Raw genomic sequence first — 17,543 nt, 5'->3', positions numbered from 1 at the left:
CCAGCCAAGGGTACGGGGCGGCCCGGCGATGCCGGGCCGGCCGTCCCGTCCGGCTGCCTCAGGCGAGCCTGACCACGGCGCGGGACATGCCCAGCACCTTCTGGCCGGCGCTCCTGGCGATCAGGTCGACCCGGACCGTGCGCTCCGCGTCGTCCAGCTTGGCCGCAACGGTGCCGGTGACCTCGATCAGCGCGCCGGTCTCGTCGTTGGGCACCACGACCGGCTTGGTGAAGCGCACGCCGTACTCGGCGACCGCGCCCGGGTCGCCGACCCAGTCGGTGACCACCCGGACCGCCGAGGCCATGGTGAACATGCCGTGCGCGATGACGTCCGGCAGCCCGACCTCCTTGGCGAATTTCTCGTTCCAGTGGATCGGGTTGAAGTCCCCGGAGGCACCGGCGTATTGGACGAGGGTGGCGCGGGTCACCGGGAAGTTCTGCGCGGGCAGTGCGGTGCCGACCTCGACGTCGTCGTAGGCGATCTGCGCGGTCATCTCAGGCCGCCTCCTCAGCGGGCCGGGCAACGAGTTTGGTGAATGCGGTCACAACGTGCTCGCCGGCCTCGTCGCGCACCTCGCCACGGATGTCGATGACCTCGTTGCCGGCCATGGTCTTGATGGCCTCGATGGTGGAGGTCACGGTCAGCCGGTCACCGGCGCGCACCGGACGCCGGTAGGCGAATTTCTGGTCGCCGTGGACCACGCGGCTGTAGTCCAGGCCGAGTTGCGGGTCGGCGATGACGAATCCGGCGGCCTTGAATGTGATGGCGAACACGAAAGTCGGCGGCGCGATCACATCGGAGTGGCCGAGCGCCTTGGCGGCTTCGGCGTCCGTGTAGGCGGGGTTGGGGTCCCCGATCGCCTCGGCGAATTCGCGGATCTTTTCCCGGCCGACCTCGTACGGGTCGGTGGGCGGGTATGTGCGTCCGACGAATGACTGGTCGAGCGCCATGGGCTCGCAACCTCCCTGGACTGATGGTGCCAATGCCGCGAGGCCGCCCCCAGAGAATGGGGACGGCCTCACAGACGAGCCTGAGTTATCGCGTCTCGCGGTGCGCAGTGTGCGAGTTGCAGCGGGGGCAGTGCTTCTTCATCTCAAGACGGTCCGGGTCGTTACGCCGGTTCTTCTTGGTGATGTAGTTCCGCTCCTTGCACTCCACGCAGGCCAGCGTGATCTTCGGGCGGACGTCGGTGGCAGCCACGTGAGTGCTCCTTGACGAACGGATAGATGAACGAACGCATAGAAGAGTAGCCGACCGGAGGACCGACCCCACAATCGGCTACTGTTAGTAGCGGTGACCGGACTTGAACCGGTGACACAGCGATTATGAGCCGCTTGCTCTACCGACTGAGCTACACCGCTGTGATGCGAGAGTTACCCGTCCGAGGACGGGGTCCCTCACACATCAGAGCCCCAAAACGGAATCGAACCGTTGACCTTCTCCTTACCATGGAGACGCTCTGCCGACTGAGCTATTGGGGCGAGCGATGAAGACATTACACGGCCCGCCGCCAAACGTGAAATCCAGATCCGCATCGCGCCCCAACAGCCCCGCGCACCACGCTGGTACGACTATTTCGCGCCTGCGCGAAGCTCTCCGGGGCGCACCCTAGGCTCGGACCCACGCTGCGTGATCTTGCACGCCCGGGGCTTCTAGGAGCGCGATGTCCGACAGCAGTTCGCCGCAGCCGGGGAAGCCCGGGGGCGCCGGCCGGTACGCCCGGCCGGATTCCGGCGCGCTGGTCCTGTGCGGCGCCCGGCTCGCCGACGGCCGCACCGTGGACGTCCGGCTCGGCGGCGGACGGATCGAGGCGGTCGGCACCGCCGGCAGCCTCGCCCCGCAGGGCGCCCGGGTGGACCTCGCCGGCTATCTGCTGCTCCCGGCCCCCGCCGAGCCGCACGCGCACTGCGACACCGCGCTGACCGCGGACGCCGACGGGCCCGCCTCCGACTCCGCCGAGGACGTCCAACGCCGCACCACCGAGGCGGCGCTGTTGCAGCTCGGGCACGGGGCGACCGCCTCGCGCAGCCACGTGCGGATCGGCGGCGTCCAGGGGCTGCGGGCGCTGGCGGCGGTGCTCCAGGCGCGGCGGACGCTGCGCGGGCTGGCGGACCTGGCGGCGGTGGCGGTGCCCCGGGTGCTGACCGGGGTGGCCGGCGCCAACGGGCTGGCGATGCTGCGGGACGCGGTCGACATGGGCGCCACGGTCATCGGCGGGTGCCCGGACCTGGACCCCGATCCGGCCGGGTACGTGGAGTCCGTCCTGGAGGTGGCCGGTGAGCACGGCTGCCCGGTGGACCTGCACACCGATGGTGACGATCCGGCGCGACTGGCGCGGTTCGCGGCGATGTGCGGCGGGCTGCGGCCGGGGGTGGCGATCGGGCCGTGCGCCGGGATGGCGCGGATGCCGCGCAGCGTGGCGGCGCGGGTGGCGGAGCAGTTGGCGGCCGCCGACGTCGCCGTCGTCTGCCTGCCGCAGGGCGACTGCACCGGTCTGGAGCGGAACGGCACCCGGGTGTCGCGGCCGGCGCCGGTGCGGCTGCTGCGGGCGGCCGGGGTGCGGGTGGCGGCCGGCAGCGGGGCGTTGCGGGACGCGGCCAACCCGGTGGGGCGGGGCGACCCGTTGGAAGCCGCTTACCTGCTGGCCTCGTTGGGCGAGGCGACGCCGGAGGCGGCCTACGAGACGGTGAGTTCGGCGGCGCGGGAGACGCTGGGGCTGCCCGAGGTCCGCGTCGAGGCGGGTTTTCCGGCGGAGTTGCTCGCGGTGCGCGGGGAGCGGATCGCGGGGGTGCTCTCGCTGGCGTACAGCCGGATCGTGGTGCACCGGGGGCGCGTGGTGGCGCGCACCAGCGCGGTGCGCGAGTACTGCGATTCGGTGGACGTGGCGCTGGAGTTGCCGCGCCAGTCGCAGCGCTAGGACCGGCCCCGGGGCCGCCGCACCGGCCGGTCCTCGGGTGTGCCGGGGCGGTTCGGCGTACGGTCGGCAGCATGCGCATTGTCATCGCAGGTGGACATGGTCAGATCGCGCTGCGGCTGGAGCGGTTGCTGCACGCGCGCGGGGACGAGGTCGCGGGGATCGTCCGGCGGCCGGAACAGGCCGGCGATCTGCTGGCCGCGGGCGCCGAACCGGTGGTCTGCGACCTGGAGTCGGCGTCGGTGGCCGATGTCGCCCGGCATCTGGAGGGCGCGGACGCGGCCGTCTTCGCGGCGGGCGCCGGGCCGGGCAGCGGCGCCGCGCGCAAGGACACCGTGGACCGCGGTGCGGCAACGCTGTTCGCGGACGCGGCCGAGGCGGCCGGGGTGCGGCGCTTCGTGGTCGTCTCGGCGATGGGCGCGGACCGGGAGCCCCCAGAGGGCACCGACCCGGTCTTCGCGGCCTATCTGCGGGCCAAGGGCGCCGCGGACGCCGACGTCCGGGCCCGCGGCGGGCTGGACTGGACGATCCTGCGGCCCGGCCGGCTCACCGACGACCCGGGCGCCGGCCAGGTGACGCTGGCCGACGCGACCGGGCGCGGGGCGGTGTCGCGGGACGACGTGGCGGCCGTCCTGGTGGCGCTGCTGGACGAAGTGGGCACCATCGGGCGGACGTTGGAACTGATCGGCGGGGACGTGCCGGTGGCGGACGCGGTGCAGAACGTGGCGTCGCACTGAGGCGTCCGGCGGCGGGCCCGCCGGGGCGCCCTGAGCGCGCGCCTGCCGCCCTCGGACGGCCGGCGGGCCGCGCCGGGGCTCGCCGGCGACGCACGGCGCTCAGCGGCGCCGTGACGCCCGCGCGGGCCCGCGCTCCGGGGCGGTTGCGCGCCAGGCCAGCAGGGGGGGGCATCCGGCGCTCGCCTTCAGGGCGAAGGGACCGGTCACGGGGACGTCCAGCGCCCCGCCGGCCACCGGGGACACGCCCGGGACATGAGCCCCGGGCCGCCCGGAAAATTCACCCGCCGCGGCCCCGCGACACCTAAAGGGCCAGGGCGTCGCGCCGGAGCGGCGGGCGGCTCCACGGCCGCATCGATCGGCAACACGAAGAAACCCCCGGATCGCATCTCTACGATCCGGGGGCTTTTTCTAGGCTGTGGCGGCGCCAGGATTCGAACCTGGGAAGGCGAAGCCGGCAGATTTACAGTCTGCTCCCTTTGGCCGCTCGGGCACACCGCCGGGTTGTGTTGCGTGGAGTCCCGCTGTGGGGCGGCGCTCCTTGGCAACGACGTAAACCATACCCGATGACAGGGGGTGCTTTGCCACTCGCTTCCCGGGCGCCGGATCTTGGCCGGGTGACTAGGCTTGGCGGGCGGCCCGGGAAGGGCCGCATCTCTGATGGATCTACGTACGAGGAGCCAACTCACGATGGCCGACTCCAGTTTCGACATCGTCTCGAAGGTCGAGCGGCAGGAGGTCGACAACGCCCTCAACCAGGCCGCCAAGGAGATCTCGCAGCGCTACGACTTCAAGGGCGTGGACGCGTCGATCCAGTGGTCGGGCGAGAAGATCGAGATGCGGGCCAACGCCGAGGAGCGCGTGAAGGCCGTGCTGGACATCTTCCAGTCCAAGCTGGTCAAGCGCGGGATCTCGCTGAAGGCCCTGGAAACCGGCGAGCCGCAGGCATCGGGCAAGGAGTACAAGATCTCCGCCTCGATGCAGGAGGGCATCTCGCAGGAGAACGCGAAGAAGGTCGCCAAGATCATCCGCGATGAGGGGCCGAAGGGCGTCAAGGCGCAGGTGCAGGGCGACGAGCTGCGGGTCAGCTCCAAGAGCCGGGACGACCTCCAGACGGTGCAGCAGCTACTGCGCGGCAAGGACCTGGACTTCGCGATCCAGTTCGTCAACTACCGCTGATCGCGGCCCCGGTGGGGCGTGCGGTACGCAGGGAAGCCGATGGGGCGGCGCGACACGGGGACGCGCCGCCCCATCGGCGTTGCCGGGCAAGGGAGTTGGCCCGGGGGCCGCGCAACGGCCGTGCGCCCGGCGGGCGGAGAGCCCATCGGGCGCGTGCGGCGCGGCTTACGGGTGGTACTTCTCCTCGACCGTCTCGGCGGCGCCGGACTTGCGGTCCATGGTGACGCGGACGGTCACGCTGCTGGTCTTGGCGGCCTTCTCCAGCTGCTCCTCGGTGCACTTGGAGGTGCCGTAGCCGTCCTTGCCGATGGTCACGCGGCCGTCGTCGATGGAGCAGATCGCGGCCGCGCCGAGGATCCGCGTGTCGTTGGCGACGTAGAACGCCTGGTCCATGCCGCCGCCCTCGGGCTTGACGATCAGCTTGCCGGGCGCGAGGTACTCCAGCTTGCCGACGAAGGTGCGGTGGTTGCCCGCGTGGGCGACGCCGCCGCCGGCGGGGGCGGAGGTGTGGCCGGTGTGGCCGCCGCCCCCGGAGGTGGCGCCCCGGGCGGCGGACGGCGCCGTCTTGCCGCCGTTCTGGCCCTGCGCACCGGAGTTGTCCGCGGCCTGGTTCGAGGCGTGCTGCGCGTCGGGCGGGGCCGGGGAGCCGGCGGGGGCCGCCGCCCCGGAGTCCGGCCCGCAGGCCGTGGCCCCCAGGCCAAGCGCCGCGGCGGCGACGAGGGCGGCGGCGAGGCGGCGGCCGGCGCGGCCGCGGAAGCGGTTGGTGGCGGTGGCGGTGTTCATCGGGTCTCCCGTTGCGGTTGCTCTCGTCTCGTTCCCGGACGGCAATCAGCTTCGAGGACGGGGCTGGCGTTCCGCTAACGGGTGGCTAATGCAAGGAACGGCGCCGCCCGCCGCCGGTTAACGGGTGGCGAACGGCTGGTCGGTGGGGACGATTTCGCGGCCCAGGGGGAGCAGCGAGAGCGGGACCATCTTGAAGTTGGCGATGCCGAACGGGATGCCGATGATCGTCACGCACAGGGCGATGCCGGTGATGATGTGGCCGAGCGCCAGCCACCAGCCGGCGAAGATGACCCAGATGACGTTGCCGATCACCGAACCGGCGCCGGCGTCGCGCCGCTCGACGGTCGTCCGGCCGAACGGCCACAGGGCATAGCCGGCGATGCGGAACGACGCGATGCCGAACGGGATGGTGATGATCAGGATGCAGCAGATGATTCCGGCGACGACGTAGCCGATCGCCATCCAGAGACCGCTGAGGATCAGCCAGAGGACGTTGAGGATGAACTTCATGATCGGCAGCCTTCCAGGGGCGGGGTGGTGAGTGGTTCCGCCGTCCAAGACGCGAGCGACCTGGTGGAACGTTGCGCTGCCGGGGAACCAGTCCCCGAAGGGGTGACCTGGGGCGCCGTCAGGGGCGGTGGTGGCCGGCCATCTGTTCCAGGCGGGCGATGCGCTCGGGCATCGGCGGGTGGGTGGAGAAGAGGCGGGTCAGGCCCTCTCCGGGGCGGAACGGGTTGGCGATCATCATGTGGCTGGCGGTCTCCAGACGGGGCTCGGGGGGCAGCGGGAGCTGCTGGGTGCCGCGCTCCAGCTTGCGGAGCGCGGAGGCCAGCGCGAGCGGGTCGCCGGTGAGTTGGGCGCCGGAGGCGTCGGCCTGGTACTCGCGGGAGCGGCTGACGGCGAGCTGGATCAGCGAGGCCGCGATCGGGCCGAGGAGCATGATCAGCACCATCCCGATCAGGCCCGGACCCTCGTCGTCGTCGGAGCGGCCCACCGGGATCAGCCAGGCGAAGTTGACCAGGAACATCACGACCGAGGCCAGCGCGCCGGCGACGGAGGAGATCAGGATGTCGCGGTTGTAGACGTGGCTGAGCTCGTGGCCGATGACGCCGCGCAGCTCACGCTCGTCGAGAATCTGGAGGATGCCGTCGGTGCAACAGACCGCTGCGTTACGGGGGTTGCGGCCGGTGGCGAAGGCGTTGGGCGCCTGGGTCGGGGAGATGTAGAGGCGGGGCATGGGTTGGCGGGCGGCGGTGGAGAGCTCGCGGACCATGCGGTAGAGCTGTGGCGCCTCGAACTCGCTGACCGGGCGGGCCCGCATCGCCCGCAGGGCCAACTTGTCGCTGTTCCAGTACGCGTAGGCGTTGGTGCCCACGGCGATCAGGACGGCGGCGATCAGGCCGGTGCGGCCGAAGAAGCTGCCGATGACGATGATGAGTGCGGACAGTCCCCCGAGGAGTACGGCGGTCCTGAGCCCGTTGTGCCGGCGGTGCACGGTACGCCCTCCAGGTGGTGCGGCAGGGGAACCCTTGGCTGCGTTTCTCCACTCTCCAGTGGACCCTTACTCACTGGTCAACGCGAGAGGGGCGGGCGGGGTTCCCCGGGCCGTGCCTGGTCAGGGGCGGATGGGGGTGCCCTTAGGGGTGACCGGTCGCGGCGGGCGGGCTTCCGGCTGCCGTACCGGGCGCCGCGGGCCCGCCCGAGGGGCGGTGCGGGGCTCTACAGGAGGGCGCCGGCGGCGAAGCGGAGGACGAGCTGGGGGGCGCCGGAGAGGACGACGCCCAGCGCGGTCGCCAGCGCCAGGGCGGTGCCGAGGGCGGCCGGGATCCGGGCCGGGGGCTGCTCGGGGGTCCCGTCGGCCGGGGCCTTCGCCGGGCGGAAGAGGACCGCCGTCCACTGGAGGTAGTAGTACAGCGCGATCACGACGTTGACGGCCATGACGACGGCGAGCCAGCCCAGGCCGGCGTCGACGACCGAGGAGAAGACCGTCACCTTGGCGAACAGGCCGATGATGCCCGGGGGCAGGCCCGCCAGGCAGAGGAGGAAGAAGCCGAGGGCGAGCGCCACCAGGGGGCGGCGGTGGTAGAGGCCCCGGTAGTCGGCGAGGCGGTTGGCGGGGCTGGTGCGGGCCACCAGGGCGGCGACGGCGAACGCCCCGAGGTTCACCGAGGCGTACATCAGGGCGTAGGCGACGGTGGCGCCGATGGCGTGCGCGGGGTCGTGGGCGTAGCCGGCGGCGGCGATCGGGACCAGCAGGTAGCCGGCCTGCCCGACGGAGGACCAGGCCAGGAGGCGGACGGCGCTGTGGGCGCGGGCCGGGTCCTGGCGCAGCGCCGCGGCGTTGCCGACGGTCATGGTGAGCGCGGCCAGGACGGCCAGGGCCGGGCCCCAGACGTTCGCGTACGCGGGGAAGCCCTGGACGGTGACGAGGATCAGGCCGGAGAAGCCGACGGCCTTGCCGACCACGGAGAGGTACGCGGCGATCGGCAGCGGGGCGCCGACGTAGGTGTCGGGCACCCAGAAGTGGAAGGGGGCGGCGGCGGTCTTGAAGGCGAAGCCAACCAGGGTGAGGGCGACGCCGGCGGCGGCCAGGGTGGCCAGCCGCGGGTCCGGGAGGGCGGCGAGGGCGTGCGCCACCCGGGACAGGTGCAGGCTCCCGGTGGCCGCGTAGACGAAGCTCACGCCGAGGAGCATCACGGCGGTGGCGGCCACCGAGGAGAGGAAGAACTTCAGCGCCGCCTCGGAGGAGAGCCGGTCGCCGCGGCGCAGCCCGACCAGGGCGAACGCGGGCAGCGAGGCGACCTCCAGGGCGATGACCAGGGTGGCCAGGTCCCGGGCGGCGGGCAGCAGGGCGGCGCCGGCGGCCGAGGAGAGCAGCAGGAACCAGTACTCCCCCGCGGGCAGGTCGTGGTCCTTGAGGGTGTCGATGGACAGCAGGGCGGTCAGCAGGGCGCCGCCGAGCACCAGGAACTGGACGATCAGGGTGAAGTGGTCGGCCGCGTAGCTGCACGCCTGCGGCTGGCCGGTCAGGCAGAAGGTGCGGCGGTGGCCGTCCAGGAGGGGCAGCAGCAGGAGCGCGGCGGCAACCAGGCCGGCGGTCGCGCACCAGCCCAGCAGGTGCTTGCGGCCGGCCGGCAGGAAGAGGTCGGCGACCAGCACCACCAGGGCGACGGCCGCGGTCAGGGTGGGCGGCGCGATGGCGAGCCAGTCGACGGACTGGACCAGCGAGGTGGCCTGACTCATCACTTACCGCCTCCGAGGAGCTGCTGGACGGCCGGGTTCGTGAGGCCGAGGAGGGCCGCGGGCCACAGTCCGGCGAGGACGGTGAGCGCGGCGAGGGGGCCCCAGGCCGCGTACTCGTAGCGGGCGAGGTCGGGGACGGCGGGGGCGGTGGCCGGCCCGCCGGTCGCGCCGGGGGCGGCCGCGGCCTTGAGGGTGCCGCCCATGCAGACCCGGCGGACGACCAGCAGCAGGTACGCGGCGGTCAGCAGGGTCCCGAGGCCGGCCAGCGCCATGTACGTGAGGAAGGCGGGACGGCTGAGGCCGGCGGCCGGGTGGTAGGCGCCGAACATCGCCAGCATCTCGCCCCAGAAGCCGGCCAGTCCGGGCAGGCCGAGGGAGGCGACGGCGGCGAAGGCGAGCAGTCCACCGAAGCGGGGGGCGCGGCCGTAGAGGGCGGCGCCGGTGGCGACGGGGAGGGGCGCGGCGGAGCCGCTCGTTGAGGGGCGGTGGTCGGGCGACGGGCGGGACAGGGTGTCCAGGTCGGTGCTGCCCAGGCGGTCCTTGAGGCCGCCGACGAGGAAGAAGAGCAGGCCGGTGATCAGGCCGTGCGCGATGTTGGCGAACAGCGCGCCGTTAACGCCGGTGGGGGTCATGGTGGCGATGCCGAGCAGGACGAAGCCCATGTGGCCGACGGAGCTGTAGGCGATCAGGCGCTTGAGGTCTCCCCCGCCTCCGGAGCGGACCAGGGCGAGGCAGGCCAGCGAGCCGTAGACGATGCCGACGGCGGCCAGCGCGCCGAGGTAGGGCGCGAGGGTGTGCAGGCCGTCGGGGGTGATCGGCAGCGCGATCCGGACGAAGCCGTAGGTGCCCATCTTCAGCAGGACGCCGGCCAGCAGGACCGAGCCGGCGGTGGGGGCCGCGGTGTGCGCGTCCGGCAGCCAACTGTGCAGCGGCCACATCGGGGACTTGACGGCCAGTCCGATGCCGACGGCGAGCACCGCGATGACCTGAACGGTGTGGCTGAGCTGGGCTTTCGGGCCGTTGTCAGTGGCCAGTGCGACCATGTCGAAGGTGCCGGATTTCAGCCCGATGAGGAGGAGGCCGAGCAGCATCACGACGGAGCCGAGCAGCGTGTAGAGGATGAACTTCCAAGCGGCCGCCTGGCGTCCGGCGCCGCCCCAGCGGGCGATGAGGAAGTACATCGGGATGAGGACCATCTCGAAGGCGAGGAAGAACAGCACCAGGTCCTGCACCGCGAAGGTCGCGAGGGTGCCGGATTCCAGGACGAGGAGCAGCGCCACAAATGCCTTGGGGGACGGGCCCGTTGGCATCGTGAAGTAGCTGTAGAGGGCGCAGAGGAAGGTCAGCAGCGCGCTCAGGACGAGGAGGGGGAGCGAGATGCCGTCGATGCCGAGGTGCACACGGATGCCGAGCGCCGGGATCCAGCTGAGGTCGGTGGTGGCCTGCATACGCGCCGGGTGACCGCGGTCGAAGCCGGCGGCCAGCGCGAGGGTCGCGGCGAGCACCACGCCGGTGACGGTCACGCCGTGGCGCAGCACGGCCTGGTCGGGGTTCTTCCCCTTCAGGCCGGGCGGGGCCGGCAGCAGGGCGGCGAGCGCGCCGATCAGGGGGAGGACGACGGAGCCCGCGAGGAGGATCTGCATGGCGGTGTGGTTCACGGTCAGGCTCCCGTGCCCGTAGCGACGAGGACGGCGGCGATGGCCAGGACGAGCGCGCCGGCCAGCAGCGCCCCGAGGTAGGTCTGCACGTTCCCGGTCTGGGCGCGGCGGACCGCGGCACCCAGCCAGCGGGGGGCGGTGCCGGCGCCGGCGACGTAGGTGTCGACGACCGCGCGGTCCAGGAAGCGGACCAGGGTCGCGGCCGCCCGGGTGGGCCGGACGAACAGCGCGGAGTAGACCGCGTCGAGGTGGAAGCCGGCGGCGGCGTGGCGGTGCAGCGGGCCGAGGAGGAGCCGGCCGGGGTCGGCCGGGTCCGCGGCGCCGCCGGAGGTCGGGGGGTGGCTGACGATGGCCAGTTCCTCGGCGAGGGCGGGGGCGGCGTCGGCGGCCAGCGGCGCCACCGTCCCGGGGGTGCGGGCGGCGGGGGCGGGCGAAGGGGGCGCCGCGGAGCGGCTCGTTGCGGGGCGGCGGGCGGCCGACGGGTGGGTATGGCGCCAGGCGGCGTAGGTCATCAGGCCGCCGATGAGGGCCACACCGGTGCCGAGGACGGCGGTGGTGGTGGTCGGGGCGAGCGAGCGCCCGTCGAACCAGGCGGGCAGGAGGGGGGTGGCCAGTCCGAGGCCGACGGTGGGGATGAAGAGCACCCACAGGACGCCGGTCATGGCGCGTGGTTGGGGGGACGGGGTCTTTCCTGCTCGATCGGAGTCGAGAGCTCGGGGGCGATCGGGGACCTCGGGGCCGGTGCCGTGGAAGGTCAGCAGCCACAGTCGGGTGGCGTAGGCGGCGGTGAGGAGGGCGGTGAGCAGACCGGAGAGCAGCACGGTCCAGCCGGCGGCGCCGGGGATGCCGGTCGCGTGGCCGGTGGCGGCGTGCTCGGCGGCGCCCAGCACGGCCTCCTTGGAGAAGAAGCCGGCGAACGGCGGGATCGCGGCGAGGGCGAGCAGGGCGACGCCCAGCGTCCAGGCGGCGTCCGGGATGCGGCGGGCCAGGCCGCTCATCCGGGACATCGCGGAGAGCGAGTTGGTGCCGGCGGCGTGGATGACCACGCCCGCGCCGAGGAAGAGGAGGGCCTTGAACGCACCGTGCGAGAGCAGGTGGAAGACGGCGGCGCCGCGGTCGCCGACGGCCAGCGCGCCGGTCATGTAGCCGAGTTGGCCGACGGTGGAGTAGGCCAGCACGCGTTTGATGTCGTCCTGGGCGAGCGCGGCCAGGGCGGAGCCGACCATGGTCACCGCGGCCAGGACGGCGAGCACGATCAGCGCCGCCGCGGAGGCGGCGAAGACCGGGAGGAGGCGGGCGACGACGTAGACACCGGCGGCGACCATCGTCGCGGCGTGGATGAGCGCGGAGACCGGCGTCGGGCCGGCCATCGCGTCCGGCAGCCAGGTGTGCAGCGGGAACTGCGCCGACTTGCCCGCGACGCCGGCCAGCAGCAGCAGCGCGATCAGCGTCGGGTGGTGCAGGCCGTCGCGCGCGATGTGGCCGAGGATGCCGGTGATCCGGAAGGTCCCAGTGTCGGCGGCCAGCGCGAAGATGCCGAAGAGGAACGGCACGTCGCCCAGCTTGGTGACGAGGAACGCCTTGAGGGAGGCGGTGCGGGCGGCCTCGGTCTCCCAGTAGTGGCCGACGAGGAAGTACGAGCAGATGCCCATGACTTCCCAGCCGACCAGCAGCACCATCAGGTCGCCGGTGTAGACGACCAGCAGCATCGCGGAGGTGAAGAGCGAGACCAGCGCGGCGTAGGAGGGGTAGCGCGGATCGTCGCGCAGGTAGGCCGTGGAGTAGATCTGCACGCAGGTCGCCACGGTGCCGACGAGGACGGCGATCAGGGCGGCGAAGCCGTCGATGTGCAGCGCCAGGTCGATGGGGAGCGAGCCGGTCGGGGTGAGCCGGGTGGCGACGTCGGTGGCCGGGCCGCCGCCCTGGCCGACGGCGACGGCGACGGTCAGGACCGCCGCGGCGAGCGTCGGCAGCACCGCCAGCGGGCGGACGAAGCCGGGCGAGCGGCGCCCCACGAGGAGGCCGGCGACGGCCCCGAGGAAGGGCAGGAGGGGTACGAGTACGGCGGTGGTCGTGAGCGTCACGCGGTGGCCTCCGCCCCGGTGTCCGAGGGGGTCGCGGCCGATCCGTCCGCGGTGTCCGGGCCGGCCGGCCGCTCGGCGAGGTCGCGGAGCCGGTCGATGTCGGAGCTGCCGCGGTTGCGGTAGACGAGCAGCACGATCGCCAGCCCGATGCCGATCTCGGCGGCGGCGACGGCGATGGTGAAGAGGGTGAGCGCCTGGCCGGCGTGCAGGGTGTCGCGGAGCCAGACGTCGAAGGCGACGAGGTTGAGGTTGACGGCGTTGAGCATCAGCTCGACGGACATCAGCACCAGGATCGCGTTGCGGCGCGCGAGCACGCCGTACAGGCCGGTGCAGAAGAGGAGGACGGCGAGGACCGCCGGGTAGGCGAGGTGCATCAGTGCCGCCCCTCCCCCGCGGCGGGGGCCGAGCTCTCGGCGGCGCCCTTGGCGCCGCCGCCCCGGCGGGACAGCACGATCGCCCCGACGAGCGCGGCGAGCAGCAGGACGGAGAGTGCCTCGAAGGGCAGCACCCAGAAGCGGAACAGGCTGCGCCCGGAGACCTCGGGGGAGCCCTGGACGGCTCCGTCGAGGTCGATCCAGGTGGCGCGGAAGGCGTCGACGACGACCCAGACCAGGGCCGCGGCCGAGGCGCCGGCCACGGTGAGCGCGGCCCAGCGGTTGCCCGAATCGGCGTCCGGCGAGGGGCCGATGGGCGCCTTGGTGAGCATCAGCCCGAAGAGCAGCAGCACGACCACCGACCCGACATAGATCAGCACCTGCACCCAGGCGATGAACTCGGCGGTGAGCAGGAGGTACTCCACGGCGATCCCGCCGAGGGCGACCACCAGCCACAGCGCGGCGTGCACCAACTGCCGGGAGGTGACGGTCACCAGCGCCGCGCCGAGGGTGGCGAGGCCGACGAGGACGAAGGCGATCTCGACGCCGGTGGGCGAGAGGAAGCCGTGGCTTGCGGCGGCGAGCGTCACGTTCCCTCCTCTTGGGTGGTGTCGGTGGCGGTGGTCTGCTGTTCCTGTGCGGCGGCGGCCTGTTGGGCGGCCAGCTTGTCCGCGGTCTTACGGGCGGCGGCGATCTCCTTGGGCTCCTCTGCCGCCGGGTCCAGCGCGGGCGGCTCGGGCACCGTCCACATCCACTCGCGCAGCTTGTCGCGCTCGTGGGTCAGCTCGCGGATGTCGGTCTCGGCGTACTCGAACTCCGGCGACCAGAACAGCGCGTCGAAGGGGCAGACCTCGATGCAGATCCCGCAGTACATGCACAGCGCGAAGTCGATGGCGAAGCGGTCGAGCACGTTCCGGCTGCGTTCGCGGCCCCCGGGGGCGGCCGGCGGCACCGTCTCCTTGTGGGAGTCGATGTAGATGCACCAGTCGGGGCACTCGCGGGCGCACAGCATGCAGACCGTGCAGTTCTCCTCGAACAGCCCGATGACGCCGCGGGTGCGGGGCGCGAGGTCGGGCTGGACGTCCGGGTACTGCGCGGTGACGGACTTCCGCGTCATGGTGCGGAGCGTGACGGCCAGGCCCTTGGCGAGGCCGGATCCGGGGATGCCCATGGCTAGGAGATCACCACCTTGATGACGCCGGTGAGGGCGATCTGGGCGAGTGCGAGCGGGATCAGGACCGTCCAGGCCAGCTTCTGGAGCTGGTCCTCGCGCAGCCGCGGGTAGGTGACCCGCAGCCAGATGACGACGAAGCACAGGCCCACGGTCTTCACCAGCGTCCACAGCCAGCCCAGGCCGTCGGCGCCGAACGGGCCGTGCCAGCCGCCCAGGAAGAGGACCGCGGTCAGCGCGCTGAGCACGACGATGCCGGCGTACTCGGCGAGCAGGAAGAGCGCGAAGCGCAGGCCGGTGTACTCGGTGTACGCGCCGAAGATGATCTCGGAGTCGGCGACCGGCATGTCGAACGGGGGCCGCTGGAGCTCGGCGAGTCCGGCGGTGAAGAACACCACGCCGCCGATGAGCTGCCAGGGCACCCACCACCAGTGGAAGGCATCGAGGATGCCGGGCAGCGAGAGGGTGCCGGCGGCCATCGCGACGGAGGCGGCGGCCAGCAGCATCGGCAGCTCGTAGGCGAGCAGTTGCGCGGCCGTTCGCAGGCCGCCGAGCAGGGAGTACTTGTTGGCCGACGCCCAGCCCGCCATCAGCGAGCCGAGCACGCCGACGCCCATGACGGCGAGCACGAAGAAGATGCCCGCGTCCAGGGCCTGCCCGACGGCGTTGCCCGGCCCGACGGGGATGGCGACCAAGACCAGCAGGTACGGCAACAGGGCGACCGCGGGCGCGAGTTGGAAGATCCGTCGGTCGGCGTCGGCCGGGACGATGTCCTCCTTCTGCGCGAACTTGACGCCGTCGGCGACGAGTTGGGCCCAGCCGTGGAAGCCGCCGGCGTACATGGGGCCGAGGCGGCCCTGCATGTGGGCCATGACCTTGTGCTCGGTCTGGCCGACGACCAGCGGGAAGACCAGGAAGACCACGAAGACCGCGAGCAGGCGCAGCACCAGGGCGAGGGTGTCGCTCATGGGGTGTCGCCTCCTTCGTCGTCGGTGCGGTCGGCGTCGGTGCGGTCGGCGTCGCCGGGGTGCCGGGGGGACGCTTCCGGTGCGGGCTGGGGCTTCTGCGGCGGCGGCTCGGGGCCGTCCTGCGGCTCCGCCCCGGCCTCGTCGAACGCCGGGCGGGCGTGGTGCCAGGGCGCGTCGGAGGGGCGCGGGGGCGCGGGGTCCTTGGGCGCCGGGCCCTTGGAGGCGAGATCCTCGGGGCCGGGGTCCTCGGGGGTGGTCCCGGTCGCCGGCTGTTGGCTGGCCGAGCCCTGGCTCACGGAACGGTTGCGGCGGGGCGGCCGGTCCGGGCGGGCGGCGCGGGCCGGGCGTTCGGCCGGCGCACCGGTCGCGGCGTCCGCCCCCGTGCCCGCTCCGGCGGTCGTCTCGGTGCCCGCCGTCTGCTGGCTCGCCGAGCCGGCGCTCACGGAACGGGTGCGCCGGGGCGGGCGCTCGCCGGCGGCACCGGCCGCCCGTGCGCCCCGGGCCGGTCGCGCCGGGGCGGCCGGCAACTGGCCCTTGAGCGGCCCCCATTCGTTGGGGTCCGGGACCCCCGGCGGCAACATCTGCCGCCGCTTGGGCCCCCCGTGCTCGGATTCGCCCGGCTCCTTGGCGCCGGGCCACGCCTTGGCGACCCGCGCCGCCAGCACGAAGTCCTTGCGCAGCGGGTGGCCCTCGAAGGTCTCCGGCAGCAGCAGCGGCACCAGGTGCGGATGGCCGGTGAAGTCCACGCCGAACATCTCGTGGGTCTCCCGCTCGTGCCAGCCGGCGCCCGCGAAGACGCCCACGGCGGTGGGCAGCGCGGGCGCGTCGTGCGGCACCGTGGTCCGCACGACCAGCCGGCGGACGGCGCCGGGGCGCGTCACGTCGACGAGGTGGGCGCAGATCCGGAAGCCGGTGCCGGGCTCGTCCACGGCGCTCAGCCAGTCGAAATAGGTGCAGCCGAGGGCGTCGCGGGCGGTGGTCAGCGCGGCGGTCCAGGCGTCGGCCGGGACGTCGACGGTCAGCAGGTCGTAGGCGAGTTCCGCGGTGGCGCCGGCGCCGAAGAGCTCACCGGCCGGGCCCGGCAGCCAGCCGACGACCGGCTCGGGAGCCGGCTCGGCGGTCACGTCCCCGGCCGGCTGCTCGGGCTGTTCCGGCTGCTGCGTCATCGGGGCTCCTCCCCCGCGTGCGACGAGGCGGCCGGGGCGGCCGGCGGGGCCACCAGGCCGCTGCGGAGGGCGGCGGCGGACGGCCGGGCGGTGCGCGGGTAGCGCTCGCCGAGCGACTCGCGGGCGATCTTCTCCTGGAGCTTGAGGACGCCCTGGAGCAGCGCCTCCGGCCGCGGCGGGCAGCCGGGGACGTACACGTCGACCGGGATGATCTGGTCCACGCCCTTGGTGACCGAGTACGAGTCCCAGTACGGGCCGCCGCAGTTGGAGCAGGCGCCGAAGGAGATGACGTACTTCGGCTCGGGCATCTGCTCGTAGAGCCGCTTGACCGCGGGCGCCATCTTGTCGGTGACGGTGCCGGAGACGACCATCAGGTCGGCCTGGCGCGGGCCGGGCGCGAACGGGATCACACCGAGCCGGATGAAGTCGTGCCGGGCCATGGACGCGGCGATGAACTCGATGGCGCAGCAGGCCAGTCCGAAGTTGAAGACCCACAGGCTGTAGCGGCGGCCCCAGTTGAGGACCACCTTCATGGGTTCGGGCGCGAGCCGGGCCAGCGCGCCGAGGCGCCGGGGCTCCGGCAGGGGCACGGGGGTGGCGCTCCCGGGCGCGGCCTCGGGGCCGGTGGGGGCGGGGGTCACGTCCATTCCAGGACGCCCTTCTTGTACGCGTAGAGCAGGCCGACGGCGAGGAAGCCGAGGAAGACGAACATCTCCACCAGCGTCACACCGCCGAATCCCGGGGCGGCGAAGACCGTCGCCCAGGGGAAGAGGAAGATCGAGTCGACGGCGAAGACGACGTAGAGGAAGGCGTAGACGTAGTAGCGGACCTGGGTGTGGGCCCAGCCCTCGCCGACCGGGTCGACGCCGCACTCGTACGTCAGCAGCTTCTCGGGGGTGGGCACCACGGGCCGCAGCAGCCGCCCGGCCCCGAAGGCCACGGCGACGAACAGCACGCCGACCACGGCGATGATCCCGACGGCCGAGTAGCCCTGGAAATAGTCCGCGGCGACGGTGGTGCGTACGGTCGCGTCCAGCACGTCCGCCCCTCGCTCCCTGACTGCGCTTCTTGAAACGACTTTTACACGATCTGTACGGACCGGAGTCTAGGCCCTGCGCCGACCCCGCTCCGCAGCCGCATCGTCGCGGGGAGCCGGGGTTGCCCCGGCTTCGCCCTACCTGGGTGGCCGGCAGCGTAGACGGACGACCTGGTCGTCTCACGCGGTGTCTCACGCTGCGGACGGGGAGCGTCCGATGGGCGGGATCGGAG

At 73.0% G+C, this 17,543-nt stretch carries 19 protein-coding genes and 3 tRNA genes; 3 read left to right on the top strand and 19 right to left on the bottom strand.

The genetic code is table 11. From position 1 onward, the window contains the following. Positions 1-58: 58 nt before the first annotated feature. The 5 genes from PV796_RS21980 to PV796_RS21960 form a co-directional block, all read right to left on the bottom strand. The gene (locus PV796_RS21980; protein WP_274915049.1) at positions 59-493 is read right to left on the bottom strand and encodes a MaoC family dehydratase; all 435 of its coding nucleotides are present in this window, start codon (positions 491-493) and stop codon (positions 59-61) included. Position 494: 1 nt separating this feature from the next. Further along, complete coding sequence (locus PV796_RS21975; protein WP_274915047.1) at positions 495-950, bottom strand: MaoC family dehydratase N-terminal domain-containing protein; 456 nt, start codon at positions 948-950, stop codon at positions 495-497. 85 nt (positions 951-1,035) lie between these two features. After that, a complete protein-coding gene (gene rpmG, locus PV796_RS21970; protein ID WP_006604855.1) occupies positions 1,036-1,200 on the bottom strand; it encodes a 50S ribosomal protein L33 in 165 nt (54 codons plus the stop codon). A gap of 88 nt (positions 1,201-1,288) precedes the next feature. After that, positions 1,289-1,361: transfer RNA gene (locus PV796_RS21965), tRNA-Met, on the bottom strand. A 47-nt stretch (positions 1,362-1,408) separates the two neighbouring features. After that, positions 1,409-1,481 (bottom strand) — tRNA-Thr (locus PV796_RS21960). 182 nt (positions 1,482-1,663) lie between these two features. Here PV796_RS21960 and PV796_RS21955 point away from each other — a divergent pair. Both PV796_RS21955 and PV796_RS21950 read left to right on the top strand, forming a co-directional pair. After that, complete coding sequence (locus PV796_RS21955; RefSeq protein WP_274915044.1) at positions 1,664-2,917, top strand: amidohydrolase family protein; 1,254 nt, start codon at positions 1,664-1,666, stop codon at positions 2,915-2,917. A gap of 71 nt (positions 2,918-2,988) precedes the next feature. Further along, entirely contained in the window at positions 2,989-3,651 is a 663-nt protein-coding gene (locus PV796_RS21950) for an SDR family oxidoreductase (protein WP_274915043.1), read from the top strand. Between the two features lie 416 nt (positions 3,652-4,067). On the opposite strand, the gene PV796_RS21945 is transcribed toward PV796_RS21950, so the two are convergent. After that, positions 4,068-4,149: transfer RNA gene (locus tag PV796_RS21945), tRNA-Tyr, on the bottom strand. A 189-nt stretch (positions 4,150-4,338) separates the two neighbouring features. On the opposite strand from PV796_RS21945, the gene PV796_RS21940 reads away from it, so the two are divergent. After that, positions 4,339-4,827: a YajQ family cyclic di-GMP-binding protein gene (locus tag PV796_RS21940; protein ID WP_274915042.1), complete on the top strand. Its 489-nt coding sequence runs from the start codon at positions 4,339-4,341 to the stop codon at positions 4,825-4,827. Between the two features lie 165 nt (positions 4,828-4,992). On the opposite strand, the gene PV796_RS21935 is transcribed toward PV796_RS21940, so the two are convergent. The 13 genes from PV796_RS21935 to PV796_RS21875 form a co-directional block, all read right to left on the bottom strand. Next, positions 4,993-5,610 carry a hypothetical protein gene (locus PV796_RS21935; protein ID WP_274915041.1) on the bottom strand — a complete coding sequence of 206 codons (618 nt, stop codon included), beginning with the start codon at positions 5,608-5,610 and terminating at the stop codon, positions 4,993-4,995. A 117-nt stretch (positions 5,611-5,727) separates the two neighbouring features. Then, positions 5,728-6,120, bottom strand: coding sequence for a YccF domain-containing protein (locus tag PV796_RS21930; RefSeq protein WP_274915040.1), 393 nt, complete (start codon positions 6,118-6,120; stop codon positions 5,728-5,730). Positions 6,121-6,238: 118 nt separating this feature from the next. Continuing rightward, positions 6,239-7,105 (bottom strand): zinc metalloprotease HtpX, encoded by an 867-nt coding sequence (gene htpX / locus PV796_RS21925; protein WP_274915039.1) that lies wholly within the window; start codon positions 7,103-7,105, stop codon positions 6,239-6,241. Positions 7,106-7,329: 224 nt separating this feature from the next. Further along, positions 7,330-8,853, bottom strand: a complete 1,524-nt coding sequence (locus PV796_RS21920) for an NADH-quinone oxidoreductase subunit N (protein WP_274915038.1) — start codon at positions 8,851-8,853, stop codon at positions 7,330-7,332. Beyond that, a complete protein-coding gene (locus PV796_RS21915; RefSeq protein ID WP_274919173.1) occupies positions 8,853-10,496 on the bottom strand; it encodes a complex I subunit 4 family protein in 1,644 nt (547 codons plus the stop codon). Before PV796_RS21915 ends, PV796_RS21920 begins: the two co-directional genes overlap by 1 nt. A 17-nt stretch (positions 10,497-10,513) precedes the next feature. Continuing rightward, positions 10,514-12,595 (bottom strand): NADH-quinone oxidoreductase subunit 5 family protein, encoded by a 2,082-nt coding sequence (locus PV796_RS21910; protein ID WP_274915037.1) that lies wholly within the window; start codon positions 12,593-12,595, stop codon positions 10,514-10,516. Beyond that, complete coding sequence (nuoK, locus tag PV796_RS21905) at positions 12,592-12,969, bottom strand: NADH-quinone oxidoreductase subunit NuoK (protein ID WP_274915036.1); 378 nt, start codon at positions 12,967-12,969, stop codon at positions 12,592-12,594. The genes PV796_RS21910 and nuoK overlap by 4 nt, the downstream gene beginning before the upstream one ends. Next, positions 12,969-13,559 carry an NADH-quinone oxidoreductase subunit J family protein gene (locus PV796_RS21900; RefSeq protein ID WP_274915035.1) on the bottom strand — a complete coding sequence of 197 codons (591 nt, stop codon included), beginning with the start codon at positions 13,557-13,559 and terminating at the stop codon, positions 12,969-12,971. Before PV796_RS21900 ends, nuoK begins: the two co-directional genes overlap by 1 nt. Beyond that, positions 13,556-14,140 carry a NuoI/complex I 23 kDa subunit family protein gene (locus PV796_RS21895; RefSeq protein ID WP_274915034.1) on the bottom strand — a complete coding sequence of 195 codons (585 nt, stop codon included), beginning with the start codon at positions 14,138-14,140 and terminating at the stop codon, positions 13,556-13,558. Before PV796_RS21895 ends, PV796_RS21900 begins: the two co-directional genes overlap by 4 nt. A 2-nt stretch (positions 14,141-14,142) precedes the next feature. Next, positions 14,143-15,108 (bottom strand): complex I subunit 1/NuoH family protein, encoded by a 966-nt coding sequence (locus PV796_RS21890; protein WP_274915032.1) that lies wholly within the window; start codon positions 15,106-15,108, stop codon positions 14,143-14,145. Then, a complete protein-coding gene (locus PV796_RS21885; RefSeq protein ID WP_274915031.1) occupies positions 15,105-16,274 on the bottom strand; it encodes an NADH-quinone oxidoreductase subunit C in 1,170 nt (389 codons plus the stop codon). The genes PV796_RS21890 and PV796_RS21885 overlap by 4 nt, the downstream gene beginning before the upstream one ends. Then, entirely contained in the window at positions 16,271-16,921 is a 651-nt protein-coding gene (locus PV796_RS21880) for an NADH-quinone oxidoreductase subunit B (protein WP_274915030.1), read from the bottom strand. The genes PV796_RS21885 and PV796_RS21880 overlap by 4 nt, the downstream gene beginning before the upstream one ends. After that, positions 16,912-17,313, bottom strand: coding sequence for an NADH-quinone oxidoreductase subunit A (locus PV796_RS21875; protein WP_274915029.1), 402 nt, complete (start codon positions 17,311-17,313; stop codon positions 16,912-16,914). Before PV796_RS21875 ends, PV796_RS21880 begins: the two co-directional genes overlap by 10 nt. Positions 17,314-17,543: the final 230 nt, after the last annotated feature.

Origin of the sequence: Streptomyces sp. WZ-12 (genome assembly GCF_028898845.1) — a bacterium.
Taxonomy (GTDB): Bacteria; Actinomycetota; Actinomycetes; order Streptomycetales; family Streptomycetaceae; genus Streptomyces.
This window is presented reverse-complemented; position numbering and strand designations above follow the sequence as displayed.

What these genes read in the sequence shown, in the direction of transcription:
- PV796_RS21980 (WP_274915049.1), bottom strand. Translation starts at nt 493, where the DNA reads ATGACCGCGCAGATCGCCTACGACGACGTCGAGGTCGGCACCGCACTG.
- PV796_RS21975 (WP_274915047.1), bottom strand. Translation starts at nt 950, where the DNA reads ATGGCGCTCGACCAGTCATTCGTCGGACGCACATACCCGCCCACCGAC.
- PV796_RS21955 (WP_274915044.1), top strand. Translation starts at nt 1,664, where the DNA reads ATGTCCGACAGCAGTTCGCCGCAGCCGGGGAAGCCCGGGGGCGCCGGC.
- PV796_RS21950 (WP_274915043.1), top strand. Translation starts at nt 2,989, where the DNA reads ATGCGCATTGTCATCGCAGGTGGACATGGTCAGATCGCGCTGCGGCTG.
- PV796_RS21940 (WP_274915042.1), top strand. Translation starts at nt 4,339, where the DNA reads ATGGCCGACTCCAGTTTCGACATCGTCTCGAAGGTCGAGCGGCAGGAG.
- PV796_RS21935 (WP_274915041.1), bottom strand. Translation starts at nt 5,610, where the DNA reads ATGAACACCGCCACCGCCACCAACCGCTTCCGCGGCCGCGCCGGCCGC.
- PV796_RS21930 (WP_274915040.1), bottom strand. Translation starts at nt 6,120, where the DNA reads ATGAAGTTCATCCTCAACGTCCTCTGGCTGATCCTCAGCGGTCTCTGG.
- PV796_RS21920 (WP_274915038.1), bottom strand. Translation starts at nt 8,853, where the DNA reads ATGAGTCAGGCCACCTCGCTGGTCCAGTCCGTCGACTGGCTCGCCATC.
- PV796_RS21915 (WP_274919173.1), bottom strand. Translation starts at nt 10,496, where the DNA reads ATGCAGATCCTCCTCGCGGGCTCCGTCGTCCTCCCCCTGATCGGCGCG.
- nuoK (WP_274915036.1), bottom strand. Translation starts at nt 12,969, where the DNA reads ATGCACCTCGCCTACCCGGCGGTCCTCGCCGTCCTCCTCTTCTGCACC.
- PV796_RS21895 (WP_274915034.1), bottom strand. Translation starts at nt 14,140, where the DNA reads ATGGGCATCCCCGGATCCGGCCTCGCCAAGGGCCTGGCCGTCACGCTC.
- PV796_RS21890 (WP_274915032.1), bottom strand. Translation starts at nt 15,108, where the DNA reads ATGAGCGACACCCTCGCCCTGGTGCTGCGCCTGCTCGCGGTCTTCGTG.
- PV796_RS21885 (WP_274915031.1), bottom strand. Translation starts at nt 16,274, where the DNA reads ATGACGCAGCAGCCGGAACAGCCCGAGCAGCCGGCCGGGGACGTGACC.
- PV796_RS21880 (WP_274915030.1), bottom strand. Translation starts at nt 16,921, where the DNA reads ATGGACGTGACCCCCGCCCCCACCGGCCCCGAGGCCGCGCCCGGGAGC.